Below are 26,952 nucleotides of genomic sequence, written 5' to 3' on the forward strand. Positions count from 1 at the left end.
CCCCCTGTTGCGCTACTGTCTGAACAGCAGGCTCCCGTCACCATAGGAATAGAAACGATAGCCATTGTCGATGGCGTGGGCGTATGCGGCCTTCATCGTCTCCAGTCCGGCGAAGGCGCTGACCAGCATGAACAGCGTCGATTTCGGCAGGTGGAAGTTGGTCATCAGCACGTCGCAGGCGCGGAAGCGATAGCCCGGCGTGATGAAGATGGCCGTGTCGCCGTGGAAAGGCTGGACCACGCCGTCCTTGGTCGTGGCGCTCTCCAGCAGGCGAAGCGAGGTGGTGCCGACGCAGACGATGCGCCCGCCCGACGCGTGCACGGCGTTCAGGGCGGCGGCGGTTTCGGCTGAGACCTCGCCCCACTCGGAGTGCATCCTGTGATCGGCGGTGTCGTCTGCCTTGACCGGCAGGAAGGTGCCCGCCCCGACGTGCAGGGTCACGGCATGGGTCGTCACGCCGCGCGCCCGGATGGCGTCCAACAGGGCGGGGGTGAAGTGCAGGCCCGCTGTCGGCGCCGCGACCGAGCCGTCATGCTCGGCGAAGACGGTCTGATAATCCTTCAGATCCTGGTCGTCCTCGGCTCGCTTGGCCGCGATATAGGGGGGCAGGGGCATGACCCCGACCTCGCGGATGGCGTCGTCCAACACAGGACCGGCCAGATCGAAGCGCAGGGTGATGAGGCCGTCCTCGCCCTTGTCGGTGATCTCGGCGTCGACCTGACCCACGAAGCAGGCATTGTCTTCCTCGCGCCCGAAACGCACCCGGTCGCCAACCTTCAGCCGCTTGCCGGGCTTCATGAAGGCGCTCCACACATCGGGTGCGTCGCGGTGGTGCAGGGTGGCCTCAACCGGCACGGACAGGAGCTCGCCTTCCGGTCCGGTGCGATGGCGCACGCCCGACAGACGGGCCGGGATCACGCGGGTGTCGTTGAAGACCAGGGCGTCGCCAGGTTGCAGGAAATCGGGCAGATCACGGATCATCCGGTCCTGAAGCTCATCGCCCTTTACGATCAGCAGGCGCGCCGAGTCGCGCGGGTCGGCGGGGCGCAGGGCGATGCACGCCTCGGGCAGATCGAAGTCGAAATCGGATGTCCGCATGGGGCGGGGAATGCTCACGCCCCGCCTTTGCGGTCAAGCGAGGCGCAGCCGAAAGTCGACTGGCGAAAACCGTCCCAGCCGCTATGTCAGGCGCAGCCAATGGGAGTTTGAGTGCATGACCAACCGCTATCTGGACGACCTGACCGTCGGCGAAAGCTGGGACAGCGAACCCTTCACGATCACGGAGGATGAGATCATCGCATTCGCGACCGAGTTCGACCCCCAGCCCATGCATGTCGACAAGGCGGCGGCCGAGGCGGGACGGTTCGGCGGCCTGATCGCCAGCGGCTGGCACGTCTGCTCGCGCGTCATGCGCCAGTTCGTGGACGAAGCCTATTTCGGCAAGACGCCCCTGCTGGGCATGAATGTCGACGCCCTGTGGTGGGTGCGGCCGGTGCGCCCCGGCGACACCCTGACGGTGCGCCGCGAGATCATCGATATCCGCCCGTCGAAGAGCCAGCCCGATCGCGGCGTCGTGCGCACCAAGACGACGGTGATCAATCAGGACGGCGATCTGGCCATGAGCTTCGAGAACCAGATGCAACTGCCGAGGAACGCCGAAGCGCGGCTGTAAAACGCCGCCGCTGTTGACCCCGGGCCTCCAAGGCGTCAAAGCCCGGTACATGCTACAGAACCTCGAAACCCTGTCCCGTGAGGCCCGTTCGTGGCCGTTTGAGCAAGCGCGCAACCTGCTGGCCCACGTGCTCAAAAAACGGCTGTCTGACGCGGAGCGCGACGCCGCGAAACTGCTGATCGACGCGGGCAAGACGGACGAGGCCCTGGCCACCTTCGAGGCGCTGAACAAGCCGGTGATCCTGGAGACGGGTTATGGCCCGTCGGGCCTGCCGCACATGGGCACCTTCGGCGAGGTGGCGCGCACGACCATGGTGCGCAACGCGTTCCGCGCCCTGACCGGCGATCACTGGGCTACGCGCCTGATCGCCTTCAGCGACGACATGGACGGCCTGCGCAAGGTGCCGGAGGGCATCCCCAATCCGGAGATGCTGCGCGAAGACCTGCATCTGCCGCTGACCAAGGTGCGCGATCCGTTCGGCACGCACGACAGCTTCGGCGCGCACAACAACGCTCGCCTGCGCGCCTTCCTCGACAGCTTCGGCTTCGATTATGAGTTCATGTCCTCGACCGAGACCTATCGGTCGGGCCGGTTCGACGCGGCCCTGCTGACCTTGCTGGAGCGTTTCGACAAGGTCATGGGCATCATGTTGCCGACCCTGGGCGAAGAGCGTCGGGCGACCTATTCGCCCTTCCTGCCGATCAGTCCGATCACCGGCCATGTGCTGCAGGTGCCGACGCTGGAACGCAACGTCGAGAAGGGCACGATCGTCTTCGTCGATCCCGCCAAGGGCGAGGATGGCGGCCGCACCGAGGTTCCCGTCACCGGCGGCCATGTGAAGCTGCAGTGGAAGCCCGACTGGGCGATGCGCTGGACCGCGCTGGACGTCGACTATGAGATGTCGGGCAAGGACCTGATCGAGAGCGTGCGCGAGTCGTCCAAGCTGTGCCGCGCCATCGGCGGCGTCCCGCCTGAGGGCTTCAACTACGAGCTCTTCCTCGACATCGAAGGGAAGAAGATCTCCAAGTCCAAGGGCAACGGCCTGACCATGGAGGACTGGCTGCGCTACGGCACGCCCGAGAGCCTGAGCTGGTACATGTTCCAGTCGCCGAAGTCGGCCAAGAGCCTGCACTTCAACGTCATTCCGCGCGCGACGGATGACTATCTGTCCTTCATCGAGCAGTACAAGACGCAGGAACCGGCCAAACGGATGGATAACGCCGTGTGGCACATCCACTCGGGCCAGCCGCCTGAGAGCGCATCGCCGGTGTCGTTCGCCCTGTTGCTGAATCTGGTGGGCGTGGCCCACGCCTCGACCAAGGAGCAGCTGTGGGCCTATTTCGCCAAATATCTGCCTGACGCCACGCCGGATAACGAGCCCGTGCTGGATCGGCTGATGGGCTATGCGCTGAACTACTATGAGGACTTCGTGAAGCCCTCGAAGACCTATCGCCTGCCAGACGACAAGGAGAAGGCTGCGTTGCTGGATCTGGCGGAGCGTCTCAAGGCTCTGCCCGCCGACACCACTGACGGCGAGATCATCCAGGGCGAGGTCTACGCCGTGGGCAAGGCGCATGAGTTCGAGCCGCTGCGGGCCTGGTTCCAGGCGCTGTACGAGGTGCTGCTGGGCGCTTCGCAGGGGCCGCGCTTCGGGTCGTTCGCGGCCATCTATGGCCTGCCGCAGACGATCGCCCTGCTTGAAGCTGGTGCAAACGGCGAACTGGCCGCCTGACCCTGACCGTTATCCCGGCCGAAGCCGCAAGGCGTAGAGCCGGGGCTGTTCAGAGCTCGACGGCCGGTGTTTCCTGCAGTCCCGGATAACGGCTTCGCCGTTTCCGGGATGACGGCGGCATGGCCTCAAGCAGCGCTATGCGCGGTAGGCCCGCTCAACATGGCCTCAAGTAGCCCGAAGGGCGGTAGGCCCGCTCAACACGGCCTCAAGTAGCCCGAAGGGCGGTAGGCCCACTAAACATGAACACAACATAACGGCGAGGCGGGGGGAGCCTTCAGCTTCGCCGGTGCATTCTCTCTTCATCGACAACTCGATGACAGGAGAGACAGATGTCGAAGATGTTCAAGGCGGGTCTGGCCGCCACCGCCATGTTCGCCGCCCTGGGTTCCGCTGCCGTGCCGATGAGCGCCGCCGCCATGCCGCAGGCCAACGGCGTCACCAACTGCGACGCCCCCGGCGGTCGCCAGCAGGCGGGCGCCGCGATCGGCGCCGTTCTGGGCGGTCTTGCCGGCAGCCAGGTTTCCAAGAATGAGCGCGCGCTTGGCGCGGTGGTCGGCGCTGGCGCCGGCGCTGCGGCGGGCTCCTATATCGGCTGTAATCAGCAACGTGCGCGGTCGGCCAATCAGGCGGGCGCCAACTCCTACCGCGCGACCTCCAATCTGCGCATTCGCACGGGTCCGGGCGCCAACTATCGCCAGACCGGCAGCCTATCGGCCGGTCAGCCCTTCACCGCCATCGGCTCGCAGGGCGAGTGGGTCCAGATCGCCGGCGGCGGTTGGGTGAACGCCCACTACGTCGCGCCGAACTGATCGATTTTCTCCCCCGCATCGATCAGAGAGAAGGCCGTCCCGAAAGGGGCGGCCTTTGTGCTTTATTGGCTGACCCAAAGGATACGCGCCATCCACAGAAGCTGATCACGCGCAATGGTGCGCGGCGGATACTCGGGGTTGATGGAGGCCAGGACGATGTCTCGCACGCCGAGCGCGGCGGCCTCTTTCGCCAGCGTTTCGCCGCTTCGGGTGCGCAAGGCCACGCGATCGCCCCGCCGAATGTCCGTGGCGTCCAGATCGACAATCACCCGGTCGCCGGGGCGATACAGGGGCGCCATCGAGTCGCCCTCGATCCGCAGACTGAACAGGCTGTCCTTCCGCGTCGGCAGATCCGTCTGCTCCCAGCCTTCAGCCAAGGGCAGGCCCGCGTCGTCGAAGAAGCCTTGGTCGCCTGCGCGCGCCAGGCCGAGCAGGGGGATGGGCAGGACGCGCGGCCCGGCGTCGTCTGCCAGATCCGCGAACTCGCCCAGGCTGAGGCCCGTCGATTGCAATACGCGCATTAGGCTTTCGGTGGAGGGCCATCTCGGCCGCGTAGGCGCGCCGGGGCCAAACCGCTTTGACGGATTGAAGCTGGTGGGGTCCAGTCCTGCACGGCGCGCCAGTCCGGAGGCCGACAGGCCCTCACGGCGCGCCAGCGCATCAATCGCGTTCCATATCTGCGTGTGTGACAGGGGCATGTGCAACCCTATCATGCCAGGCTGAGTATAGGAATATTAGCCTATTCTGTATCCTGACCGACGGCTCGACGCTCCTGCCAGGCCAAAAAGGCGCCGACGGCGATGGCGATCATGATGCCATAGGCTGTCATGTTCAGCACGGTGTAGAAGGCGGAAACCGTCGGCTTCATCTTCATGAAAACCATGACATGGCTGGCGACGGTCAACAATTGAAGCGCACTGGCCCATACGGGCCAGGAACGAGGCGACTTCCACACCAGTGCGACGAAAACGCCCAGAACAACCAGGTCAATCACGAACATCGGCCACTGGACGCCAGCATAGCCGATGTAGTTCTGGGTCAGGATCGATAAAAACCACGCCAGAAGCATCGTCGCAGCGCCGATCCTCTCGGGTTTTCCGCCCTTGGCGAGCGCGAACAGCCCTATGGCGAGCATGATCGTCATGCCGATGTACTCGGACATGAAGCTGAACATGAAAAACCCCCTCCGCCGTGAGCGAAGGGGGTATCATGTCACCGAAGCGCGGAAAACGCATCCAACACTATGGCTTGGTTAGATTAAATTCACGCAACCCGCAGGTGGCCCATCGGGCGGTCGTCCCACTCGTCGGGCTTGGCCACCGGGCCGGCGGCGTAGACGCCGTAGCCCATGCGGCGATGGTCTTTGGCCATTTCGTTGTGGCTGGCGACGATGGCTTCGCGCGCGGCGCTGAGGGCGGCGATGGCTTCCATCGCCTTGGCTTGCGAAACCGTTCCCGCAACAGCGGACACGTTGAGCGCGGAACGGGCGCCGATCATCGACTGCACGAGGGCGGTCGCTTGCACGATCGCGTCGTCGATCGCCTTTTCAGCAGAGTGCAGATCGCCGGCGACGGCGGCGATGACTTCGTTGCGTTGCATAGCTTACCCCTCATCTAATGAACGATGGGCAATAGTTAACACGCGTTAACGACCTTCGGTAGTGTTTTGTTTACCATTTTTTACGTTGCAGGAGAGGCGCCGCCGAGATTCGGCTTCAGCCTGAGGTGGCTTCATCCAGCAGGAAGTGAGCGGTTAGACTGGCGATCGGCTGGGCATGGTTTTCCTGCCAGGCTTCGGCGATGACATAGGCCACCCGGCGTCCAGCGCGGTTGATGCGGGCGCGGGCGTATACGTCCACCGGCTTGCCGGACCGAAGATAGGCCACAGTCACATTGATCGGGCGCGGCAGGCGCAGGCCGGGATAGGTGAGGGCGACCTGAGCCATAGCCGTCATCTCCAGCAGGGCGGCCGTAGAACCGCCATGTAGGGCGGGCAGTAGCGGGTTGCCGATCAGCCTGTCGTCAAACGGCATGGTGACGGTGATTTCATCACCGTTCACCTGTGTCTGGAGGCCGAGAAAGCGGGCGTAGGGCAGGGTGTCCAGCAGGGCGGCGGTCATGCGGCGTCCTTGGCTCTACGGGGTTTCAGATTGGCGCCGGTGCGGCTGTCGCCTTCGGCGCTGACCATATAGGCGGACTGGGCGGCCGCGACGGGGTCGGCAGGATCATCCTCGAACGCCCAGGCCCGCACGAAAGCCAGATTGCGCGTCAGGCGATAGCATCGAGCCTCGGCCAGCAGGTCGCGCCCCGGCTGGGCGGCGCGCATGTAGTCGACCCTCAGGTCCAGCGTCGCAATGGGGCGGAACGCATCCAAGGCCACCCAGACCGCCAGGCCGCCCGCATGATCCAGCAGGGTGGTGACCAGCCCGCCCGCCAGCACGCCCGTCTCGGGGTCGCCGACGAGATCGTCGCGATAGGGCACGCGCATCCGCACCCGATCACCCTCCAGCCCTTCGTAGGCAAAGCCCAGGGCATGGGTATGGGCGGCGCCCGAGGCCAGTTGCGGCAGCAGGGTGGTAAGGAACGATTCCGTCATCAAGGCGTCCTTTGTGAGCGTCGCCTTTGGTCGCCCGCCCGAGGTTGTCTTGTCCAGCCACACTGTGAACCGATGATGCGTCCTCAGGATCTTTTGCGGCCTACGCCGGCAGGTCTCTATTGCCCGCCCGGAGATTTCTATGTCGATCCGGTGCGTCCGGTGGACCGGGCGGTGATCACGCATGGGCATTCGGACCATGCGCGCGCCGGACATGGGTCGGTGCTGGCGACGCCTGAGACCCTGGCGATCATGGCGGTGCGGTACGGCGTGGATTTCGCCGGGCGGACGCAGGCGGCGGGCTATGGCGAAACGACAACCATCGGAGGCGTCGAGGTGCGACTGATCCCGGCCGGACATGTTCTGGGTTCGGCGCAGGCGGTCGTCAGTCACAGCGGCCTGATCATGACGGTATCAGGCGACTATAAACGCCGCCGCGATCCGACCTGCGCTCCGTTTGAGGCGGCGCCTTGCCATGTCTTCATTTCAGAGGCGACGTTTGGCCTGCCGGTCTTCGTTCACCCGCCGGACACAGAAGAGATTCAGCGGCTTGTGTCGTCTCTGGCGCAGTTTCCCGAGCGGGCGCACCTGGTCGGCGCCTATGCGCTGGGCAAGGCGCAGCGCATCATACGACTGTTGCGTGAAGCGGGTTGGGAACGGCCCATCTATGTCCACGGCGCGCTGGAGCGCCTGAACGACCTTTATCAGGCGTCAGGCGTCCCGCTAGGCCCGCTGGCGCTTGCAACGGGGCTGAAGGCCGGAGCCTTGGGCGGCGAGGTGGCCCTTGCGCCGCCGTCGGCCATTCAGGATCGCTGGGCGCGCAGGTTCGCCGAGCCGATCGCGGCGTTTGCATCGGGCTGGATGGGAGTTCGCGCCCGCGCCCGCCAGCGCGGCGTCGAACTGCCGCTGGTGATTTCCGACCATGCCGACTGGCCAGAGCTGACGCGGACGTTCGAAGAGATCGCGCCGGAAGAAGTCTGGATCACGCACGGCAGGGAGGAGGGCCTGCTGCGCTGGTGCGAACTGAAGGAGATGCGCGCGCGCGCCTTGCGTCTTGTCGGCTATGACGAAGAAGGCGAAGGCGAGCAGAACGTGCTGGAGGACGCCGGCTGAACCGGCATCAGGCGGCGCCGCGATCCTTGCGGGCGACGTTCTGCTCAGCGGGATCAAGGGCCGTGTTCATCGCCAGGCGCAGTCGTTCAGGCTTGATGGGTTTTTCGACCACGGCCGCCATTCCTGCCGCCAGATAGCCCTTGGCGTCGTCCGGATCGGCGTTGGCGGTGAGGGCGATGATGGGGATCTGGCTGGCGGGCCCTGCCAGGGCGCGGATTGCGCGCGTGGCGCCGACGCCGTCCAGGCGGGGCATCTTGATGTCCATCAGGATCAGATCGAACGGCCGTGTCTGCACGGCTTCGACAGCTTCCTGGCCGTCCTCGACAGTTTCCGAGGTGCAGCCGAACATCTCGCACAGGGCCTGGGCCACGACGCGGTTGGTCGCATTGTCGTCGGCGATGAGGATGTGCGGCTGGGCCTGCAGGTGCAGATGCTCCAGGTCCGCGATGTTGGATGGCGTTTCCTGCTCCATCAAGGCGATGGGAGCTTCGATTTCAAAGGCGAAGGTCGCGCCCCGACCGGCGTTGTGCTCCGCGCGCAGCTTGCCAGCCATGTATTGAACCAGACGGCGGCTGACCATCAGCCCCAGGTCGCCGTCCTGTTCGGCCGCGTCGTCGAACCGGGCCGGGTCGGCCGCGCCATCGTCGCGGACGCGGGCCTCGATCACCACCTGATCGCCTCGAGCCTGAGCCTTCAGGCTGGCTTCGACCATGCCGTGACGCGCATTGCCCAGGGCGGCGCCGATCAGGTTGTTGAACACCTGCTTAAGGCGCTCGGCGTCCAGCATGGCCGCCAGTTCGGTGTCGCCCTCATACCCGACCATCAGGGTCACGCCATCCTGGGCGGCGCGCGGAGACCAATGGGTCTGAAGCTGGTCCATCAGGGTGCGTAGCGGCGTAGGCGCCGGAGACAACTGCAGCTCTCCCGCCTCGGCACGAGCCAGATCCAGCGCGTCGTGCAGGTCGCCCAAGAGGTCTTCGGCCGATTCCATGATGGTGCGAGCGTGCGCCTTGGCCGCTTCATTCAGCGGCTGTCGATACAGGAGTTCGGCGACAGCCAGCACGCCGTTCATGGAGGTGCTCAGCTCGCGATTGAGCAGGCCCATGAAGCGGCTCTTCTCACGGGCGGCGGTCTGCATGGCGTGATCGGCGTCAACGGCGGCGCGGGCCTGTTCTGCCAGACGCTGGTTTTCATGCCTCTGCTGTTCGTTGACGGCGCGCAGCAGGGCCACGGCCGTACCGACGCCGCGATAGGCGCCGTTGCGGGTGACGATGAAGCCGCGCATCAGCGCGCCGGGACCGCTTTTCAGGATGATGTCGGCGAAGGCGTCGATGCGAACGCCCGCCTCGACCACCGCCGGTTCCGGGTCCATCAGGTGAGAGACTTCGCGCCCGCCGTACAGGCTGACGCCCAGCGGACCGGCCAGCTTCATCAGGAAGTCGCTGCGCTCGATCAGGCCGACCGGGCGGTCGCCGTCCACGACAGCAATCGCCAGGGTATCCGGCTCCCGCTCGAAACGCGCAAAGACCTCTCCTGTCTTGGCAGAAGGGGGGACGGGCTCCGCCCTGTCGGTCAGCACTTCGATGGTCGGCATTCGGCCGGACTCCTACTAAGGCGATTTTACATTCGCTTATGATTGTTTGCTGAACCGTTAAGCCGGGTCTGCAAAATTACGGCGGCTGGTTTGTTTTGCGGCGCGGGCGGGTCTGGTCTATGGTTCTTGACCACCCATCTTCCTGATCCTGGAACTTCTTCTGGATGCGCGCGGCCGACCGGCCGACCGCAGGTTTGTCATGAGCGAAATCGACCCCCACCCCACAACCTCCGCCCTGGTTCTCTTTTCCGGAGGGCAGGACAGCGCCACCTGTCTGGCCTGGGCGCTGGAGCGGTTTGATCGGGTGGAGACCGTCGGTTTCGACTATGGCCAGCGCCATGCGGTTGAGATGCAGGCGCGCCAGGCGGTGCGACGCGAGGTGATCAAGGCTCTGCCGCAATGGGCGGACAGACTGGGCGATGATCATGTGGTCGATCTGACGGGCTTCGGCGCCATCGGCGAGACGGCCATGACCACCGAGCGCGCCATTGAGGCCGACGCGCGCGGCCTGCCCAACACCTTCGTTCCGGGACGCAATCTGATCTTTCTGGTCGCGGCGGCGGCGCTGGCCGACCGACGGGGGCTGGAAGTATTGATCGGCGGCATGTGCGAGACGGACTATTCGGGCTATCCGGACTGTCGCAACAACACCATTCAGGCCACGGCCCGCGCCCTGTCCCTGGGGCTGGACAAGTCGGTGCCGGTTGAGACGCCGCTGATGTTCCTGACCAAGGCGCAGACGTGGGAACTGGCCGAGCGGATCGGCGGCCGCGTTCTGGTCGAGGCGATCATCGAGTTCAGCCACACCTGCTATCTGGGCGACCGGACGCAGCGTCACGCCTGGGGCTATGGCTGCGGAGCCTGCCCGGCCTGCGAACTGCGCGCGGCGGGCTATGCCGAATGGGCGGCTGCATGACCTATTCGGCCAAGGAAGTCTTCTTGACAGTGCAGGGCGAGGGCGGGCAGGCGGGCCGCCCGGCGGTCTTCCTGCGCTTCGCCGGATGCAATCTGTGGAGCGGGCAGGAGCGGGATCGCGCTGCCGCCGTCTGCACCTTCTGCGACACCGATTTCGTCGGCGTGGACGGCGATGGCGGCGGCAAGTTCAAGACCGCTGACCTGATGGCCGATCATGTCGCGAGGATGTGGCGCGGTCGCGAGGGCGACCCCAAGCTGGTGGTCTGCACCGGCGGCGAGCCTTTGATGCAGTTGGACGCGCCACTGATCGACGCCCTGCACGCGCGGGGGTTCCAGATCGCCATCGAAAGCAACGGCACGCTGGCGGCGCCGGAGGGGATCGACTGGATCTGCATCAGCCCCAAGGCCGACGCCTCCGTGGTTCAGACCGCGGGGCAGGAACTGAAGCTGGTCTTTCCTCAGCCTCTGGCCATGCCCGACCGTTTCGAGCACCTCGATTTCGAGCATTTCTGGCTTCAGCCGATGGATGGACCAGACCAGGCCGCCAACACGGCGGCCGCCATTGAATACTGCCTCACCCATCCGAAATGGCGTCTCAGCGTTCAGACACACAAATATATCGGGGTGCGGTAGGCCCTCAACAGTCCTTGCCGCGCTTCTGCCTCTGTTCGCAGCGGCGTTGTTCACGCTCCCATGCGCGCTGTTCGCGTTCGCGCTTGGCCCTGGTTTCCTCATCCGATGTGGTGACGGCGTCGAAGCCCGCGCCCACGGCGGCTCCCGTCACCTTGGCCGCGCCGCCGACCACAGCGGCCCCTGCGCCGACGACGGCGCCCGCGACGCAGCCCTGAAGCATCAGAGCTGTGGTCAGGCAGAGGGCGAGAATGGGCAGGGGCTTGATCATCATGGGAGCAGTCTGCCTACGCGGGCCGCGCATGTCAGCGTGTAAAAAAGAGAGACCCCGGAGATCGCTCTCCGGGGTCTCTTGCCAGGAGCCTGTCGCTTACCAGCTCCAGGCGTCGCGGACGACTTCGATGATGTAGCCGTCGTATTCGTCGATCAGATAGATCGCATTGTCGACATAGACCCACCGCGTCCCCGGAGGCGGATAGCCCAGGCCATAGGTGCGCCAGTCATTCACCTGATAGCGCCAGAAGATATCCGGCAGGTATTGGCCGACGTAGTATTGTCGGTTCCAATAGGTGCGCGGCACGCTGTAGTAGCCGTAGCCCGGTGCGAAATAGAAGCCGACGCGCACGCCGCTCCAGCCTCGGAAGCGAGAGTCGTTTCGCCACCAGTCGCTGCGATGACGACGGTCCCAGTCACGGCGCCACTGGTCCCGGTTCCAGCGATTGTGGAACTCGCGATAGTCCCGGTCCCTGTTCCAGCCGGGACGATCCGGCCGGTGTGGACGGTTGGCGTCGGGGCGGCCGGGCCGGTTCCAATCCGGACGGTCCGGACGATTTGCGCCGGGACGATCGGGACGATCGGGGCGATCTGGTCTGTCCGGGCGTTGAGGGCGATCGGGGCGCCCAGGCTGGTTCGGTTGATTCCAGCCGGGACGGTTAGGCCGGTCTGGGCGATCGGGACGCTGTCCTTCTGGACGATCCGGGCGGTTGGGTCGTTGCTGATCGGGGCGCTCGCCGCCAGGGCGCTGCGGACGCTGGACGTCCGGCCGTGCTTCAGGCCGAGATTGGTTCGGACGCGGCTGATCGGGACGAGACTGATTGGGACGAGGCTGGGCGTTCTGGCGCGGCGCTTCCTGGCGCTCTCGCGGCCTTATGGCCATGTCGCCGCGATCACGTTGCGGCGCAGCGCGCCGTTCAGAGCGGCGTGGGCCGTCCTCGCGGGTCTGGGCGCGTTGAGGCCGTTCCTGGGCCAGGGCCGACAGAGGTGCTGCGGCGGGCACGAGGAAGGCGGAAACCGCCGCGAACATGAGAAGAGAACGTTTCATGGTCAGAATCCTCGCACGCCCAGATTGGGCGGCTTGATTGGAAAATAGACGCCGGGGCATGAACTGCGGCTGAACGAGGATCGCAGAGTGTTGTCATGAAAAAGCCCCGCAAGACAGACGCTTGCGGGGCCAGTCGACTGCACGAGCGCAGGTTTAATAGACGTTGTTCATCACGCTGGCGATCAGGCCGGTGGCGACCGCGATCATCAGGATGTCATTGCCGGCGTGGACGTAGCGGTAACCGCGCGGCGCTGGACGCAGGCCATAGAAATAGGGGTCGCTGACATAGTAGCTGCGATACGCTGGCGGCAGGTATCCGCCCGTGCGCCAGCGATAACCGTAATAACGCGGCTCGACCCGATAATAGCCGTGGCCCGGCGCATACCAATAACCGTTGCGCGCGCCGCGATAATCGCGGAATTCGGGGCGTCCGCGCCACCAGTTGCGGTTGTCGCGGCTCCAGCGGTCCTGGCGGCGCTGATCCTGACGCCAGTCGCGGTGATCCGAGCGGCGATCTTGGCGCCAGTCCCGGCGATCGTCGCGGCGATCCTGACGCCAGTCGCGACGGTCGTCACGACGGTCCTGCCGCCACTCACGGCGATCATGACGATCCTGGGCCTGCGCCATCATGGGAGCGGCCGTGGTCGCCAGCGCCAGGGCGATGACGGCGGCCTTGGTCAGGCGGTTCATGTTAAACTCCATGCAAAGCGGCGAAACCCTGTCTGGGGCTAACTTCGGCGGCGGCGAATGAACGGCGTCTGAACCGGCCTGTCAGCCTCGCGTCTGCAGGGGCTGGCGCGTTAACGCTAATTTCAAACCGCGGGTATTTGAATGCGTGTCCGAGAGCGGCGCAGAACGTGCTTCTCAGGAGGAACCTAGCGATGAACGCCCATGATACGGCGCGCGAACAGACCGACTACGCGCCCTTGCCCCTGCCCACGCCGGATATGGACGGCGATGCGCTGTTCCGGTTGGGCCTGGCCTATTCGTCCGGCCTGGACGGATGTCCGATCGATCGGGTGTCGGCCCATATGATCTTCAACCTGGCGGCCATGAAGGGTTCGCTCGAGGCGAAAGGGTATCGCCGCGATCTCAGCCAGGAGATGGAGCACGACGAGATCGCTGAGGCCCAGCGCGCCGCGCGTCGCTGGATCGACGCCGGTTCATCGTCTCTGGCGGCCTGATTTCAAGCGGACCGAGACGGCTTCGGCGTCTGGACCGGGCGGCGACGGCGGGGTATGCACCCGGCAAGTTCTCCGTCCGAAGGATTCCGTCCATGCTCGCTCGCATCTATCGCCCGGCCAAGACCGCGATGCAGTCCGGCAAGGCCAAGACGCGCGACTGGCGCCTGGAGTTCGAGCCCGCCTCGGCTCGCACGATCGACCCGCTGATGGGCTGGACCAGCTCGACCGACATGAACGGCCAGGTCCGCCTGAGCTTCGACACCAAGGAAGAGGCGATCGAATACGCCGAACGCCACGGCATCGCCTTCCGCCTGCATGAGCCGAACGAGGCGCCGGTCATCATCAAGGCCTACGCCGACAACTTCGCGACCGATCGCAAGCAGTCCTGGACCCACTAAGGTCTGCCGCGGCCCCTGGCGCCCATAGCTCAACCGGATAGAGCACCCGCCTTCTAAGCGGACGGTTGCAGGTTCGAGTCCTGCTGGGCGCGCCACGCCGCCAATCCACGCGTCAGATCGGCGATCAGATCGGCGGGATCCTCCAACCCTATATGCAGGCGCAACAACTGGCCGGGCAGGTCGGGCGCGTGCTGCCGATACGCCAGCTGTGGGGTTTCGTGGGTGATAAGGCTCTCGAAGCCGCCCCAGGAATAGCCCATGCCGAACAGGCTGAGGGCGCGCATGAAGGCGTGGGCCGCCGCCTTTTCGCCGCCCTTCATGACCACGCCCATCAGGGAAGCCGCGCCGTCGAAATCCCGGCGCCAAAGCGCGTGCCCGACTGAGCCGGGCAGGGGCGGGTACAGGACGCGGGCCACCTCGGGCTGGTCCTGAAGCCATTCGGCGACGCGCAGGGCGGCGCGCGCCTGAGCCTCATAGCGCAGCGGCAGGGTGCGCAGCCCGCGCAGCGCCAGCCAGGCGTCGTCTGGCGAGACGTGCCAGCCCATGTCCTCGATGACGTTGTTGATGGCCCGGATGATCTCAGGCGCCTGCGCCGCCACGCCGCCCATCAGCAGGTCGGAATGGCCTCCCGCATACTTCGTCAGGGCCTGAACGCTGACGTCCACGCCGTGGGCCAGCGGGCGGAAGGCCAGACCGGCCGCCCAGGTGTTGTCCATCACCGTCAGCACGCCGCGCGCCCTGCAGGCCGCCGCTACGGCTGGCACGTCCATCATGTCGAAGGTGAGAGAGCCGGGCGCTTCGATCAGCAACACCCGCGTGCGCTCATGCACCTGATCCATCACTTCCTCGACAGACGCCCCGGCCGGGTGAAAGCGCGCGGCGACGCCTCTGTCGGCCATGTGGCGCGTCAGAAACCGCCGTGTGGGGCCATAGACGGCTTCGGTCGTCAGCACTTCGTCGCCGGGGCGAAGAAGGGCTGTGAGAGGCACGGTGACGGCCGCCAGACCGGACGGAACCAGAAAGACCTCGCTCGCCCCCTCCAGATCGGCCAGGGCCGCCCGCAGTTCACGCGCCGCGCTGGTCCCGTCCAGCCCATAGACGGGCCCGTCGCTGGGATCCTGCATCGCCGCCGGGTCGTCGCTCAGCATGGTGGAGGCGCGTTCAATCGGCGGATTGACGGGGCGGCGGCCCAGACCGCGTCGCGTGGCGCCGGCGATCAGTCGCGTGCGGTCCGATAGCTTCGGCATATGACCTCCGGCGGATTGTGCTCCAGGCGTCAGAGTGGCGGTCGCCGACGCGTCGGGCAAGATTTCACCAGCCAGGAAAATGCTCTTTGGGCCCGGGCGAGGTCGCTCAGAAGTCTCAAGCCCGCTTTCGTTGTCGTTCGCGCGACAGTTGACCTTAGGCGGATGCAGGCGGGGGGCAGCAGTTTAAGATTGATTCTGATAATCGTTCGCACTAAAGGCGAGGACTCTTTCAAACAGGGTGCCGCCTATGCGTTCGCTATTGATGTTTTCCGCCGGACTCGCCGCCCTCGGGGCCGCCCTGCCGGCCAGCGCCGAGGGCGCGTTTGAGATCGACCTGAATCAACCGGTGCGGGTGGCTCCGGTCACGGTTGTCGGCACTCGCACCGAACGGCGCATCGACGAAGTCCCTGCCAGCATCAGCGTGATCACCGCCAAGGATATTGAGAACAACCTCGTAACGGACATCAAGGACCTGATCCGGTTTGAGCCGGGCGTCAGCGTTCCGACCAGTCCGGCCCGCTTTTCGGCCGCGCTGTCTGGCTCCGGTCGTGACGGCAATTCAGGCTTCACCATCCGCGGCATGGGCGGCAACCGCGTCTTGATCGTCCAGGACGGCGTGCGGGTGCCGGACGGCTTCGCCTTCGGCGCCCAGGCGGTCGGGCGGGGCGGCTATAATGACCTGGATCTGGTCAAGTCGGTCGAGATCCTGCGCGGTCCGGCTTCGGCTCTGTATGGCTCGGATGGCATCGCCGGGGCGGTCAGCTTCACCTCGAAGGACCCGACCGACTTTATCGAGGCGGGCCGCAACTTCGGCGCCCGTGGGCGGGTCGGCTACAACTCCGCCGACGAGGGCTGGACCGAGGGCCTGGCCCTGGCCGGGCGCAGCGGTGCGTTGTCCGGCCTGCTGGCCTACACCCGCCGCGATGCTCATGAGACGGAAAACATGGCCGAGACGGGCGGCATGGGCGCCGACCGCACCAAGCCGAATCCGCAGGAATTCGCCTCCAACGCCGTGCTGGCCAAGCTGGTCTGGGACGCCGCGCCCAACCACACCGTGCGACTGACGTATGACCACTTCGATCAGGACATGGAGGGCGAGGCGCTCAGCAGCTATTCCGCTTCCGTCACCGGCCTGAGCGCCCAGGACGAGACGCAGCGAGACCGCGTCAGCCTTGACTGGCGTTTCGACGACTTCCTGGGCCTCGATTCCGGCTCCGCCGCCGTCTTCTGGCAGGATGCCACGACGCGCCAGTTCACCTATGAGCAGCGTCCGACGCTGGGCGATCGCACCCGCGACGTGACCTTCGACAACGCCGTCTGGGGTCTGGCGGCGCAGGGTTCCAAGAGCTTCGGCGGCGAGGCTGTTCGTCACCGGGTCACCTTCGGCGCCGACTGGTCGCGCACCACCCAGGAAGGAATCCGCGACGGCACGGTCCCGCCGGTGGGCGAGCCTTTCCCCGCCCGGCCTTTCCCCAAGACCGAGTTCGACCTGGCGGGCCTGTTCATCCAGGACGAGATCGATCTGCTGGGCGGCCGCCTCAGCATCATCCCGGCCCTGCGCTACGACTGGTATGAGCTGACGCCGCAGGCCGACGCCCTGTTCCCGGCCCCGGCCGAGGGGCAGAGCGACAGCCATCTGTCGCCCAAGATCGGCGCTATCTATTGGGCCGACGATCATTTCGGCGTCTTCGCCAACTACGCCCAGGGCTTCAAGGCGCCCTCGCCGATGCAGGTGAACAACTTCTTCGCCAACCCGGTGTACGGCTATGAGTCCATTCCGAACCCGGACCTGAAGCCCGAAACCAGCGAAAGTATTGAGGGCGGCTTCCGCTTCCGCAATCTGGACCTGTTCGGCGGAAACCTGTCGTTGCAGGCCACGGCCTTCCGCACCGAATACGACGACTTCATCGATCAGGCGGTGGTGGGCGGGAGCGGCAAACCCTACGAAGACCCGCTGATCTATCAATACGTCAACCTGACCAAGGTCGAGATCTGGGGCCTGGAAGCGCGCGGCGACATTCATTGGGACAACGGCTTCTCGACCATCGTCGCCGCCTCTTTCGCCGATGGCGAACAGGAGACGGAAGGCAAGCGCGGCGCCCTGATCAGCGTGGATCCGATCAAGCTGGTCGGCGGGCTGAACTACGCTGCTCCCTCGGGCGTCTGGGGCGGCAGCGCCACGGTCACCTGGTCGGACCGCAAGTCGAACCATGAATGCGGCGGCGGTCTGTGCTGGCCGGGCGAGCGCTTCACCCTGCTGGACGTCACCGCCTTTTGGAACGTGACCGAACGGGCCACTCTGCGCGCCGGCGCCTTCAACGTCTTTGACGAGAAATACGCCTGGTGGAGCGACGTGCGCGGCCTGAACAGCCCGGCCGTCGGCGCCCGACCGGCGACGCTGGACGCCTTTACCCAGCCCGGCCGCAACTTCGGCGTGTCTCTGAGCGTGCGCCTGTGAGCTCGACCATGCCCCGGAAGCGCCAGCTGAAACCCCGTCCTTCGCAAACCAATGGAGCCCCCATGCGCGCAATCTTGATCGCGGCCGCCCTTCTGACCGGCGCCCCGGCTGTGCAGGCGTTGCCCGCCTCGACGGCGACAGGCCAGACCCAGGCGCCTGCCAGCGCCTTTGAACAGGATCGTCAGGCCATCCTGGCCCAGGTCGGCGATTATCGCGTGCGTTTCGACATGCGCGAGACGGTCGGCCTGCAGGCGGACTATCAGCCGCTCGAGCCCAAGCGGTCCGGCGGCACCGAGATCGTGCGTGTCGTCTACGACACCGGCGATCGCATCAGCCTTCAGCACATCCTGGTCATGTATCACGAGGGCCAGACCATACTGGTCAAACACTGGCGTCAGGACTGGGCCTATCAGCCCGAGACCGTGCTGACCTACGCCGGACCGGACCAGTGGACCCTGACTCCTGTGTCGGCCGAAGAGCGTCGCGGCGCCTGGTCCCAGACTGTCTGGCAAACGGACGATTCGCCTCGCTACGGGGGCGTAGGGCGTTGGAGCTACGACAATGGTATGACCGTGTGGACGTCCGGCCCGACCTGGCGGCCGCTGGCCCGTCGCGACGCCGTGCGCAACCCGGTCTATGACCGTTATCTTGGGACCAATCGCCACGTCATCCGTCCGGGCGGCTGGGTCCACATCCAGGACAACGTCAAGATGACCGGGCGTAACGGCGGTGTTCCTCAGGCCGTGGTTCAGGAAGACGTGGTCAACACCTACGACGCATCGACGGCCTTCGAGCCCAAGCCCGGCGACGACTATTGGGCCGCGACCAAAGACTACTGGGCTGAGGTCCGCGCCGCATGGGACGCCGTGATCGCACGTGAGGGAGGCGTCCATGTTCAGGAGGTCGCCGAAACCGGCGCCGTCACCAGCGTCCCTCTGATGGACCTGGCGGACCAGATCAACGCCGGGACATTGACCACCCCGGCTGCTGTAGAGCGCGCCCGCGCCCTGATCGCTGACGCAACCCGGCGCTGAACGGTCAGACGCCCCTCGCCATCGCTGTGAATGGCGAGGGGCGTCTTCTTATATCCGAGACGCCCCTCGTAAGGGCCTGTCGATGTCGAAGGACTGTCTGGCCGTGCGTCGATGCAAGGGTGATCTGCAAGCCCTTGGCCAGCTTCTGCCGCGTCCAGCGGTCTTTGCTCCATAATCATGCCAGGTTTTGCCTGACAGCCAGTTGCTCAGATCGAGCCTCCCCACGCTTTGAGACGGGAAGGGCCCTGGCAGTGATTGCAAGGGCCCTTCTTTTTAGTTCTCGCTTCGCGTCAGAGTTTCTTCATCAGCGTGCGGGGCGGATGCGCAGCACGGAGTCGTTTCCGTCCGTGGTCCAGCCGGACTTGACCGCGACGTAGACGTTGCCGCGACCGTCGGTCGAGACGTGGTTGGCCACCGGCGGGGCCGGCAGGTTGGCGACGATGCGGCCGTCGACGTCGGTGACTGTCACCGTGCCGGCGCCGAAGGTGCTGACGAAGGCGCGGCGCGACTTCGGCTCGAACACCACGTTCAGGGCGCCCGCGCCGACCGGGGTGTCGGCCACGACCGAACCGTCCGAACCGTTCAGCACCACCAGGTTGTCGGTGCCCTGGGCCGCGACGAAGATGCGGTCGGTCTGCGGATCGTGCGAAACGCCGATCACGCTGCGCGCGCCAGGCACGCGGAAGACGTTCAGCACGGTGTCGGCGGCGGCGTCGATGACGGCGACCTCATTGGTCGAGTTGGAGGCGACGTACAGGCGGCGCGCTTCGCGGTCATAGGAGACGCTGGCGGCTGAGAAAGTCTCGCCGCGCACGGTCGAGTCGATCTTGATGCGCTTGGCCACCGTCAGGGCGCCGGTGTCGAACACCACGACCTCGGGCTCGAAGGTGGCGCTGGCGTAGGCCTTGCCGTGCTCTTCGTCGATGACGACGTCGCGGGCGTGGTTGACCGTGCCCGGCTCGAACTGGCGCACCAGCGACAGGTCTGACTGGCGATAGACGGCCACCGTGTTCTGGCGGCTGTTCGAGACCCAGACGGTGTCGTTGGAGTCATCGACCCCGACGCCGTAGACGGCGAAGACTCCGCCGTCCTGGGGCTGCCCGTCGCGACCGGCGCGGCCCGGCGCGGCGGCCGGGGTGATGCGGGCTTCGACCGCCAGGGTGTCGGCGTTCAGGCGCAGCAGCTCCGACTGGCGCACCGGCGGACGGCCGACCGCCGAGGTGGCGAAGACGGCGTTGCGTTTGGCGCTGTAGGCGGTCTGGTACAGGCCGCGCGTCGGCTGGATGCTGGTGATCCGGTAGGCCGCCTCGTTCGACAGCGGCACGTTCGGCGAAATCTTCAGATTGGTCAGGACGGCGTTGTAGGGCGCCTGCGACACCGCCACGATCGGATGATTGCCCGGCTGGGCGTCGGCGGGCAGCGTCAGCCGCGCCTCGAAGCCGCCCTCGGCGTCAGCCGTGATCGGGCCGGTCGACAGCGGCGTCTGGCCGTACATCAGAGTGATGCTCTGACCCGGATGGAAGCCGCGGCCAGCAGCGACCACGGGGCCGCCCGGCAGGACGGGCTTGCCGCGCTCGCCCGAGGCGAAGCTGACCTGGCCGCCGTCCAGGCGCTCGGGCGCCGAGAACAGGGCCTGGGCCGAGGCCGTCGCCGGAACTGCGACGGCCGATGCCGCCAGAAGGGCGCCGAGGGCGGCGCCGCGAAGGGATTTGCGTAGGTTAGTCATGATCGCAGTTTCTCCGGATCAGAAGCGGGTGGTCAGGCCAACGAAGAAGCGGCGGCCGGGCGAATAGTAGCCATCGCCGGCGGTGCCGCTGACCTTCTCGTTGAAGAGGTTGGAGACGCCGGCGCGCAGCGTCACCGTGTCGGACGCCTCATAGGCGGTCGTCAGGTCGAACTCGGTGCGGGCGTTGGTCAGGGTCGAGCCGCCGCTCAGCTGCTCGCCGGTGTACTGGGCCGACAGCATGACCCCCAGGCGATCCGTCGCCCGCCAGTCCAGCGAGGCGTAGCCCGACCATTCCGGCGTGGTGATCAGGCTGGCCCCGGTGTCGAGGTTCTTGGCCTCGATCATCCAGGTGGCGTTGCCGCGCAGGGTCAGATCATAGGGCAGATTGGCCTGGCCGGTCAGTTCAAGACCTTTGGTGCGGGCGCGCTGGACGTTCTCGTTCTTGGTCCACCAGCGGCCTTCGAAATAGCCCAGCGGCGCGTACTGGATCTTGTTCTCGAAATCGGTGTGGAAATAGGTGGCGGCGAAGCTGTAGGCGGCGCCGTCATAGGCGAAGCCGAACTCATAGCTGGTGCTTTCCTCGGGCTTGAGGTTGGGGTTGCCCGCCATCCAGCAGCCGCCCGAGGTGTAGATCAGCGGGTTGCCGTTCCCGTCCAGGATCGGGTTTCCGTTCTTGTCCCTGGCGACCATGCCGATCAGGCCCCGGCAGCCGTTGCCGCCGGAGTTTGTCGCCGCGCCGGCGCTGTTCTCCTTCAGGGACGGCGCGCGGAAGCCCTTGGAGACGCCCCCACGCAGCGTCCAGGCCTCGGCCGGATGCCAGACCAGATAGGCGCGCGGACTGAAGTGCTCGCCGTACTTGTCATGACTGTCCAGACGACCGCCCAGCGTCAGCAGTAGATTCTCGCGCAGGGTGATCTGGTCCTCGGCGAAGATGGCCGCCGTGTCGCCCTTCAGCGTAGCGCCGGTGATGACGTTGCCGTCATAGTCGATCGGCACCGTACCGATGGTGTCGGTGTTGGTCAGCTCTTCCTGACGATACTGGGCGCCGAGGGCGAACTTGTGCAGCCAGACGAAATTCTTTTCGAAGTTCCACAGGCCGTCGACGATCCATTCCTCGAACTCGCCGGAGCCGCCGTACTCGCCCATCGCCTTGTTCTCGAAGGCGTTGCGATAGACGTCCAGACGTGTCTTGCCGAAGGACCATTCGCCCTCGTGGCTGGCGCGGAAATTGGTGCGCTCTGTCTCGGAGCCGAAAGCGCCCTGCGGCGTCAGCACGCCACTGCTGTTCGGCACCAACAGCTTGGGCGCCAGGGGCTCCTCCACCCCATAGTTCGCCTCGAACGAGAAGTTTTGGTTCTCGAACGGCGCCCAGTTCAGCACGCCGTTCAGGCTCTTGTTTACGACGCCGCCCGCGCCGTTGTTGCTCGAGATGTTCACCTCGTCCGGGTTGGTTCGGGCGTAGGTCGCGCCCAGGCGCAGGCCCAGGTTCTCGGCCAGCGGACCGGCCACGTTGACGCCCAGTTGATAGGCGTCGCCGCGTTCGGAATCCTCGGACCAAGTGTAGCTGGTGTTGGCCGATCCGCGCCACGTCGGGGCGATCTTGCGGGTGATGATATTGATGACCCCTCCCATGGCGTCGGAGCCATAGAGGGATGACATCGGCCCGCGCACGACCTCGATGCGCTCGATCATGTCGGGCGAAATCCAGTTCAGGTCCTGTCGGCCCAGGTCGGGGCGATAGCTGATGTCGCGCGAGTTGCCGACGCGGCGGCCGTCGACCAGCACCAGGGTGTAGTTGTCCGGCAGGCCGCGGATGGTGATCTTGGACATGGCTCCGGTGGGGCTGACGCCCCCGGTCACGCCAGGCAGACGTCCCAACAGTTCGCCCAGGCTCTGCACAGGCTGGCGCTCGATCTCGTCGCGGGTGATGACGCTGACCGAGGCAGGGGCGTTGCGGACGTCCACAGCCGTGCCTGACGCCGTGACGATGACGTCGCTGACCGTGGTGGCCTGGGGATCGACGCCGGAGACGTCCGGCATGACGGTCTCGGCCAGAACCGGCGAGGCGGCGAGTAGGGTGGAGGTCATCAGGCCCAGCCCGATGCGGCGTTTTGATAGGTGCATCATGCGCCCCCAGAGGCGTGCGTTAGGCGGGCGCCAGGCGCCCGGGGAGGGGAGGAAAGCTCGACCGTGCGAGCGGCCCGCTCCTAATAATCATTCGCAATATTGTCTCAATGTCGGATTCGGCATGGGGCCTATTCGCCTCGTCGCATGAGGGGGCGGCCATCGGCAGGTGGCGAAAACGGGTCGCGGACTGGGGTGCGTATGTGTTGCAATTAAGAGGCGTTCTTAATACAGCCGGGGGCGACGCGCGGGGCGTCATGCAGCGAGGCCATATGTCGGGGCGACTTCCCCACCGCGTCGATTTCACCCTGCTTCCGCACCTTCAGGTGCTGATAGAGCAGCGCAGCGTCTCGCGTGCGGCTGAGCGTCTGGGCATCGGCCAGCCGGCGATGAGCCGCATCCTGGCCCGGCTGCGCGATCAGTTCGACGATCCCCTGCTGGTGCGCGGTCCGCGCGGCATGATGCCGACGCCGCGCGCCGAGGCCCTGTCCGGCCCGCTGCGCGCCTGGCTGGAGGCGGGCGAGAGCCTGCTGCGCGACCCCAGCCTGGATCTCGGGCGGATGAAGCGGGTGTTCCGTCTAGCCTCCACCGATTTCGGGCTGCTCAGCGTCTTGACGCCCGCTATCGCCCGGATAGCGCAGGAGGCGACGGGGGTGGAACTGGACGTCGAGCCTCTGTCGGACACCAGTCTGCGGCGGCTGGAGGATGGTCGGCTGGATCTGGTGCTGACCGGCTGGAATCCCGAGGGCGCGGGGCTGAAGTCGCGCTGGCTGTTTCGTGAGACGCATCTGGGCCTGGCGCGCCGCGACCATCCCGTCTGCCAGACGAAGCCGACGCACGCCGAACTGCTGCGCTGGCCCCATGTCGTCCCTTCGGCGGGGGACGGCTTCGGCGACTGGGTGTCGGACGATCTGCCCGATATGGCCGAGCGTCGCGTCCTGGTGCGGGCCGAGAGCTTCGCCCTGGTTCCCTATCTGCTGCAGGCTAGCGAGGCGGTGGCCCTCCTGCCGCGCCGGGCAGCCGAGCGTTTCGCGGCGGCGCACGGCCTTGGCGTCTTCCCGGCGCCGCAGGAAATCCAGCCTTTCGACTACCACTTGGTGTGGCATGAACGCTCTGACGGCGACATGGGAACCCGATGGTTGGTCGAAGCCCTGTCAGCCGTGTTTTCAAAGTCCGATTGAGTCGGGGGAGAGAGACGCTCGGCACAACCGCAGCGTTGCGACGCGGGCGTAGCCTACCGATAGGCCGCAGGGTCGATGTTGAGGCGTTTGAACTTGCCGTAAAGGGTCTTTCTGGGCGTCCCCAATCTGGCGATGACCTCGGAGACGTTGCCTCCGGCCGCCTGTAAAGCTTCGCGGATCAGAGCCGCTTCGAAAGCATCCATGCGGTGGGTGAGGCTTTGAGGCGAGGACGCCGCGGCGGTTTCGATCTCCGGGGCGTTAACCAGGGTGCTGAGTGCGAAGTTGCGCAACTCCCGTACATTGCCGGGCCAGCTATGCTCCAGTAGGTGTTGGCGAATGGGGTCGGATATGGCGTAGGCGTCCGTCTCCTGAGCCTGTTTCCGGTCCGCCAGGAAATGCGCAAACAGTGGCAGGATATCCTCGCGTCTTTCACGCAGAGGGGGCATCCGAAGGCGCACCACATTTAGTCGGTAGAACAGGTCGGAGCGGAAAGCGCCGTCACGCGCGGCGCTCTCCAGATCTCGCTTTGATGCGGCGATGACGCGAATGTCGACAGGGTAGGGCTCGCCTCCCGACATTAGCGTGCGTTCCTCGAGAACGCGCAGCAGCTTGACCTGGACGCCCGGGCTCATGCTGTCGATCTCGTCGAGGAACAGCGTGCCCTTGTCGGCGGCCTCGATGCGGCCCACCTGGGCGGTTCGCCGATAGCCTGAGCCGTCCAGCGTCTGGCCGAACAACTCCACCTCGGCGAAGTGATCGGGGATGGCGCCGCAGTTGACCGGCACGAAGCTCTTGCCGCGTCGCTTGCTGAGTCGGTGCAACGTCAGAGCCGCCAACTCCTTGCCCGTGCCGGTTTCGCCTTCGACCAGAACGTCCAGATCTGATGCGGCGATGCGGGCGATGGCCTCGCGCAGCGCGACCATCGCGGGGCTCTCTCCGATCAGCAGCGTGTTGGCGTGAGCGGCGGCTTCCGTCGCCGCCCGCAACGAGCGATGCGCCAGTGCGCGGGTCCGATAGTCCTGCGCCTGGTTCACGGCGGTGATCAGCCGCTCCATGGCGAATGGTTTCGTCAGGAAATCGAAGGCGCCGTCCTGCAGCGCCTGGACCGCCATCGGCACATCGGCATGTCCGCTGATCAGGATGACCGGAATCTGGGAGTCGAGCGCGCGAATGCGTGAGAACAGCTCCAGCCCGTCCATGCCCGGCATGCGGATGTCGGAAACCACCACCCCGCGGAACTGGGGCGTTAGAGCGGCCAGCGCCTGGACGGCGTCAGGCAGGGCCTGAACAGTGATGGATTCAAGATCCAGCGCATCGACGATCGCGCGCCGCAGCTCGGCGTCATCTTCGATGAACAGGACCGAGGGAGGAGTTTCCGAAGTCGTCATGCGCGTCTCAATCGAACACGAAACGCAGCGCCGCCCAAGGGAGAAGCCGCAAGAGAAAGGGAGCCGCCGAACTCGCGGGCTATGTCTCGGGCGATGCCGAGGCCGAGACCCAATCCGGCGGGCTTGCTGGTGACAAAAGGCGTGAAGAGGGATCCTTCCAGGTCAGGAGACACGCCTGGACCGTTGTCGGCGATAACAATCGAAACATCCTCGTCGCCGACCTCTATGACAATGGCGATGTTCGGGTCGGGGCGATCCTGCAAGGCGTCGGTCGCATTCTGGATCAGGTTGATGAAGATCTGTTCCAGCCGCATCTTGTCGGCGCTGACTCGCAGGGTCTTCACGGGCGGTGTCCAGTCCAGGCGCACGCCGGCCGTGCGTAAACGGTCTCCGATCAACAGCAGGGCGCCGTCCAGCGCCTCGTTCAGGCTGACCTCGTCCATCAGCGGGGTTCGCTTGCGTGAAAAGGAACGGAGTTCCGTCGTGATCCGCGCGACGCGGTCAGTCAGGTCGACAATGGACGCCAGATCGTCCTGAACCTTGGCGATGCTGCCGCGCTGAAGATAGCGCGCGCCGTTTTCGGCGAAGGCGCGGATCGCGGCGATGGGCTGGTTGATCTCGTGGGCGACGCCGGCCGTGACCTGTCCAATCAGGCCGAGGCGGTTGGCCTGCGCCAATTCTTCGCTGGCGGCGCGCCACCGGCGATCGGCCGCCAGGCGCCCTTGTGACTCTTCGCGCAGACGGCGATTGGCGTCCCGCAACTCGCTGGTGCGCGCATCGACTTCTTCTTCCAGAGCCTGACGGGCGCGAACCTGGGCCAGGCGGCCCATGTGTATGCGCCAATAGGCGGCGAAGGCCATGAGGGCGGCGGCCAGGACGGCGAAGATGACCAGGCGAGCCTGGAGGTTGGCGCTTCTGTAGGCCGGCTCCAGCGAAGCGACGTGCAGCAGGGATGCGCCTTCGATGGCGGCAGCTGTTCGCGACGTGCGGAAGCGACCTTCGGCGTCCGCCATGCTCAGGTCTCCGTCCCTGTTCTGCATGAACCGGAGGGGCGACAGCGGCAGGGAGGCGAACTGAAGGGCGCTGCGGATGCCCTGATGATCCTCAGGCGTCAGCGGGCGTGTGGCGCGAAATCGCCAGGGGGCGTGGTCGGTGATGATGACGACGCCGCGAGGATCGACGACCAGGGTGTGCTCGGCCGTGCCGCTCCATTGCGCTTCCAGGTCGGCGAAATCTATTTTGACGACGATGACGCCCAGGGTTCGAGCGCCTTCGTCGATCCTGCGAGCGATGAAGAAGCCTGGTCGTCCGGTGACCGAGCCCACAGCGAACAGTTCGGCCTCCCCATTAGCCATGGCGTTGAGGAAGTAGGGCCGGTAGCTGAAATTCTGTCCTACGAAGCTGCCGGGCTGGTTCCAGTTGTTCGCCGCCAAAGTCAGGCCGTTCGGCGCGATGACATAGATGGCGGCCGCGTCGGTCCGTTCCGCCAGCAGCTCCAGTTTGCCGTTCAGGCGCGCCACGGCATCGGGGCGGGCGTCGCTGAGCACGGCGTGGACATCAGGGTATTCGCTCAGCACCAGGGGAAGCAGGCGGAACTTCTGCAGCGTGCCTGCTAACTGACGCGCGCGTTTGTCCGCCTGTTCGGCTGCTGCGGCGTCCGTCGCCAGCCGGGCCTGACGCGCCGCCCAATAAGCTCCGCCCCAGACGGCAAGTCCGCAGCCCAGGATGAGGCTGATCGCCACAAGCGTCAGCATGCGGTGTCGCGGCTGAAAAGCTTTTCGCACGGGACTGTGTGGTTTGCGGGACAAAGGCGGTCTCACATGGGTGCTTTTCG

At 65.9% G+C, this 26,952-nt stretch carries 26 protein-coding genes and 1 tRNA gene; 12 read left to right on the top strand and 15 right to left on the bottom strand.

Annotated features, from left to right (window positions below; all coding sequences use genetic code 11):
- Nucleotides 1-12 precede the first annotated feature (12 nt).
- On the bottom strand, nucleotides 13-1,098 hold the full coding sequence (gene queA, locus D1604_RS01450; protein ID WP_119411905.1) for a tRNA preQ1(34) S-adenosylmethionine ribosyltransferase-isomerase QueA: 1,086 nt from the start codon (nucleotides 1,096-1,098) through the stop codon (nucleotides 13-15).
- A gap of 115 nt (nucleotides 1,099-1,213) precedes the next feature.
- Here queA and D1604_RS01455 point away from each other — a divergent pair, with 115 nt between their 5' ends.
- From D1604_RS01455 to D1604_RS01465, 3 genes are all read left to right on the top strand, one after another.
- Complete coding sequence (locus D1604_RS01455) at nucleotides 1,214-1,672, top strand: MaoC family dehydratase (RefSeq protein ID WP_119411906.1); 459 nt, start codon at nucleotides 1,214-1,216, stop codon at nucleotides 1,670-1,672.
- 49 nt (nucleotides 1,673-1,721) lie between these two features.
- Nucleotides 1,722-3,404, top strand: a complete 1,683-nt coding sequence (locus D1604_RS01460) for a lysine--tRNA ligase (protein WP_119411907.1) — start codon at nucleotides 1,722-1,724, stop codon at nucleotides 3,402-3,404.
- Nucleotides 3,405-3,733: 329 nt separating this feature from the next.
- Nucleotides 3,734-4,213 (top strand): SH3 domain-containing protein, encoded by a 480-nt coding sequence (locus D1604_RS01465; RefSeq protein ID WP_003168192.1) that lies wholly within the window; start codon nucleotides 3,734-3,736, stop codon nucleotides 4,211-4,213.
- 62 nt (nucleotides 4,214-4,275) lie between these two features.
- Here the strand turns inward: D1604_RS01465 and D1604_RS01470 are convergent, their stop codons facing one another.
- The 5 genes from D1604_RS01470 to D1604_RS01490 form a co-directional block, all read right to left on the bottom strand.
- Complete coding sequence (locus D1604_RS01470) at nucleotides 4,276-4,911, bottom strand: S24 family peptidase (protein WP_119411908.1); 636 nt, start codon at nucleotides 4,909-4,911, stop codon at nucleotides 4,276-4,278.
- A gap of 41 nt (nucleotides 4,912-4,952) precedes the next feature.
- Nucleotides 4,953-5,387 (bottom strand): hypothetical protein, encoded by a 435-nt coding sequence (locus D1604_RS01475; RefSeq protein ID WP_024352901.1) that lies wholly within the window; start codon nucleotides 5,385-5,387, stop codon nucleotides 4,953-4,955.
- A gap of 89 nt (nucleotides 5,388-5,476) precedes the next feature.
- Nucleotides 5,477-5,812: a hypothetical protein gene (locus tag D1604_RS01480; protein ID WP_003168195.1), complete on the bottom strand. Its 336-nt coding sequence runs from the start codon at nucleotides 5,810-5,812 to the stop codon at nucleotides 5,477-5,479.
- A 115-nt stretch (nucleotides 5,813-5,927) separates the two neighbouring features.
- Nucleotides 5,928-6,332 carry a PaaI family thioesterase gene (locus D1604_RS01485; RefSeq protein ID WP_024352900.1) on the bottom strand — a complete coding sequence of 135 codons (405 nt, stop codon included), beginning with the start codon at nucleotides 6,330-6,332 and terminating at the stop codon, nucleotides 5,928-5,930.
- Nucleotides 6,329-6,808, bottom strand: a complete 480-nt coding sequence (locus D1604_RS01490; protein ID WP_024352899.1) for a PaaI family thioesterase — start codon at nucleotides 6,806-6,808, stop codon at nucleotides 6,329-6,331. Before D1604_RS01490 ends, D1604_RS01485 begins: the two co-directional genes overlap by 4 nt.
- Nucleotides 6,809-6,880: 72 nt before the next feature.
- On the opposite strand from D1604_RS01490, the gene D1604_RS01495 reads away from it, so the two are divergent.
- The gene (locus tag D1604_RS01495) at nucleotides 6,881-7,918 is read left to right on the top strand and encodes a ligase-associated DNA damage response exonuclease (RefSeq protein WP_119411909.1); all 1,038 of its coding nucleotides are present in this window, start codon (nucleotides 6,881-6,883) and stop codon (nucleotides 7,916-7,918) included.
- Between the two features lie 7 nt (nucleotides 7,919-7,925).
- On the opposite strand, the gene D1604_RS01500 is transcribed toward D1604_RS01495, so the two are convergent.
- On the bottom strand, nucleotides 7,926-9,512 hold the full coding sequence (locus D1604_RS01500) for a response regulator (protein ID WP_024352897.1): 1,587 nt from the start codon (nucleotides 9,510-9,512) through the stop codon (nucleotides 7,926-7,928).
- Nucleotides 9,513-9,711: 199 nt separating this feature from the next.
- On the opposite strand from D1604_RS01500, the gene queC reads away from it, so the two are divergent.
- Both queC and queE read left to right on the top strand, forming a co-directional pair.
- Nucleotides 9,712-10,428, top strand: coding sequence for a 7-cyano-7-deazaguanine synthase QueC (queC, locus tag D1604_RS01505; RefSeq protein ID WP_119411910.1), 717 nt, complete (start codon nucleotides 9,712-9,714; stop codon nucleotides 10,426-10,428).
- Nucleotides 10,425-11,060, top strand: coding sequence for a 7-carboxy-7-deazaguanine synthase (queE, locus tag D1604_RS01510; protein WP_119412403.1), 636 nt, complete (start codon nucleotides 10,425-10,427; stop codon nucleotides 11,058-11,060). Before queC ends, queE begins: the two co-directional genes overlap by 4 nt.
- Nucleotides 11,061-11,064: 4 nt before the next feature.
- Here the strand turns inward: queE and D1604_RS01515 are convergent, their stop codons facing one another.
- The 3 genes from D1604_RS01515 to D1604_RS01530 form a co-directional block, all read right to left on the bottom strand.
- Nucleotides 11,065-11,331: a hypothetical protein gene (locus D1604_RS01515; protein WP_119411911.1), complete on the bottom strand. Its 267-nt coding sequence runs from the start codon at nucleotides 11,329-11,331 to the stop codon at nucleotides 11,065-11,067.
- 96 nt (nucleotides 11,332-11,427) lie between these two features.
- A complete protein-coding gene (locus D1604_RS15855; protein ID WP_233551803.1) occupies nucleotides 11,428-12,378 on the bottom strand; it encodes an RcnB family protein in 951 nt (316 codons plus the stop codon).
- 153 nt (nucleotides 12,379-12,531) lie between these two features.
- The gene (locus D1604_RS01530; RefSeq protein ID WP_024352891.1) at nucleotides 12,532-13,068 is read right to left on the bottom strand and encodes an RcnB family protein; all 537 of its coding nucleotides are present in this window, start codon (nucleotides 13,066-13,068) and stop codon (nucleotides 12,532-12,534) included.
- 191 nt (nucleotides 13,069-13,259) lie between these two features.
- On the opposite strand from D1604_RS01530, the gene D1604_RS01535 reads away from it, so the two are divergent.
- The 3 genes from D1604_RS01535 (at nucleotide 13,260) to D1604_RS01545 (ending at nucleotide 14,055) form a co-directional block, all read left to right on the top strand.
- Complete coding sequence (locus tag D1604_RS01535) at nucleotides 13,260-13,562, top strand: hypothetical protein (RefSeq protein WP_003168207.1); 303 nt, start codon at nucleotides 13,260-13,262, stop codon at nucleotides 13,560-13,562.
- A 92-nt stretch (nucleotides 13,563-13,654) separates the two neighbouring features.
- On the top strand, nucleotides 13,655-13,960 hold the full coding sequence (locus D1604_RS01540; protein WP_024352890.1) for an ETC complex I subunit: 306 nt from the start codon (nucleotides 13,655-13,657) through the stop codon (nucleotides 13,958-13,960).
- A gap of 18 nt (nucleotides 13,961-13,978) precedes the next feature.
- Nucleotides 13,979-14,055, top strand: a tRNA-Arg gene (locus D1604_RS01545).
- On the opposite strand, the gene metC is transcribed toward D1604_RS01545, so the two are convergent.
- Nucleotides 14,014-15,207 carry a cystathionine beta-lyase gene (gene metC / locus D1604_RS01550; RefSeq protein WP_119412404.1) on the bottom strand — a complete coding sequence of 398 codons (1,194 nt, stop codon included), beginning with the start codon at nucleotides 15,205-15,207 and terminating at the stop codon, nucleotides 14,014-14,016. The two genes, D1604_RS01545 and metC, sit on opposite strands and share 42 nt — an antisense overlap.
- Nucleotides 15,208-15,454: 247 nt before the next feature.
- Here metC and D1604_RS01555 point away from each other — a divergent pair, with 247 nt between their 5' ends.
- Both D1604_RS01555 and D1604_RS01560 read left to right on the top strand, forming a co-directional pair.
- Nucleotides 15,455-17,665, top strand: coding sequence for a TonB-dependent hemoglobin/transferrin/lactoferrin family receptor (locus D1604_RS01555; RefSeq protein ID WP_119411914.1), 2,211 nt, complete (start codon nucleotides 15,455-15,457; stop codon nucleotides 17,663-17,665).
- A 62-nt stretch (nucleotides 17,666-17,727) separates the two neighbouring features.
- Nucleotides 17,728-18,699, top strand: coding sequence for a DUF6607 family protein (locus D1604_RS01560; RefSeq protein ID WP_119411915.1), 972 nt, complete (start codon nucleotides 17,728-17,730; stop codon nucleotides 18,697-18,699).
- Between the two features lie 304 nt (nucleotides 18,700-19,003).
- On the opposite strand, the gene D1604_RS01565 is transcribed toward D1604_RS01560, so the two are convergent.
- Complete coding sequence (locus D1604_RS01565) at nucleotides 19,004-20,425, bottom strand: YncE family protein (RefSeq protein ID WP_119411916.1); 1,422 nt, start codon at nucleotides 20,423-20,425, stop codon at nucleotides 19,004-19,006.
- An 18-nt stretch (nucleotides 20,426-20,443) separates the two neighbouring features.
- Complete coding sequence (locus tag D1604_RS01570; protein ID WP_233551804.1) at nucleotides 20,444-22,552, bottom strand: TonB-dependent receptor domain-containing protein; 2,109 nt, start codon at nucleotides 22,550-22,552, stop codon at nucleotides 20,444-20,446.
- Between the two features lie 269 nt (nucleotides 22,553-22,821).
- Here D1604_RS01570 and D1604_RS01575 point away from each other — a divergent pair, with 269 nt between their 5' ends.
- Complete coding sequence (locus D1604_RS01575) at nucleotides 22,822-23,730, top strand: LysR family transcriptional regulator (RefSeq protein WP_024352884.1); 909 nt, start codon at nucleotides 22,822-22,824, stop codon at nucleotides 23,728-23,730.
- Between the two features lie 53 nt (nucleotides 23,731-23,783).
- Here D1604_RS01575 and D1604_RS01580 read toward each other — a convergent pair whose 3' ends face one another.
- Nucleotides 23,784-25,118 carry a sigma-54-dependent transcriptional regulator gene (locus D1604_RS01580; RefSeq protein WP_119411917.1) on the bottom strand — a complete coding sequence of 445 codons (1,335 nt, stop codon included), beginning with the start codon at nucleotides 25,116-25,118 and terminating at the stop codon, nucleotides 23,784-23,786.
- Nucleotides 25,115-26,872, bottom strand: coding sequence for a sensor histidine kinase (locus D1604_RS01585; RefSeq protein ID WP_119411918.1), 1,758 nt, complete (start codon nucleotides 26,870-26,872; stop codon nucleotides 25,115-25,117). Before D1604_RS01585 ends, D1604_RS01580 begins: the two co-directional genes overlap by 4 nt.
- Between the last annotated feature and the right edge of the window lie 80 nt (nucleotides 26,873-26,952).

The organism is Brevundimonas sp. LPMIX5 (assembly GCF_003576505.1).
Classification (GTDB): Bacteria; Pseudomonadota; Alphaproteobacteria; order Caulobacterales; family Caulobacteraceae; genus Brevundimonas; species Brevundimonas naejangsanensis.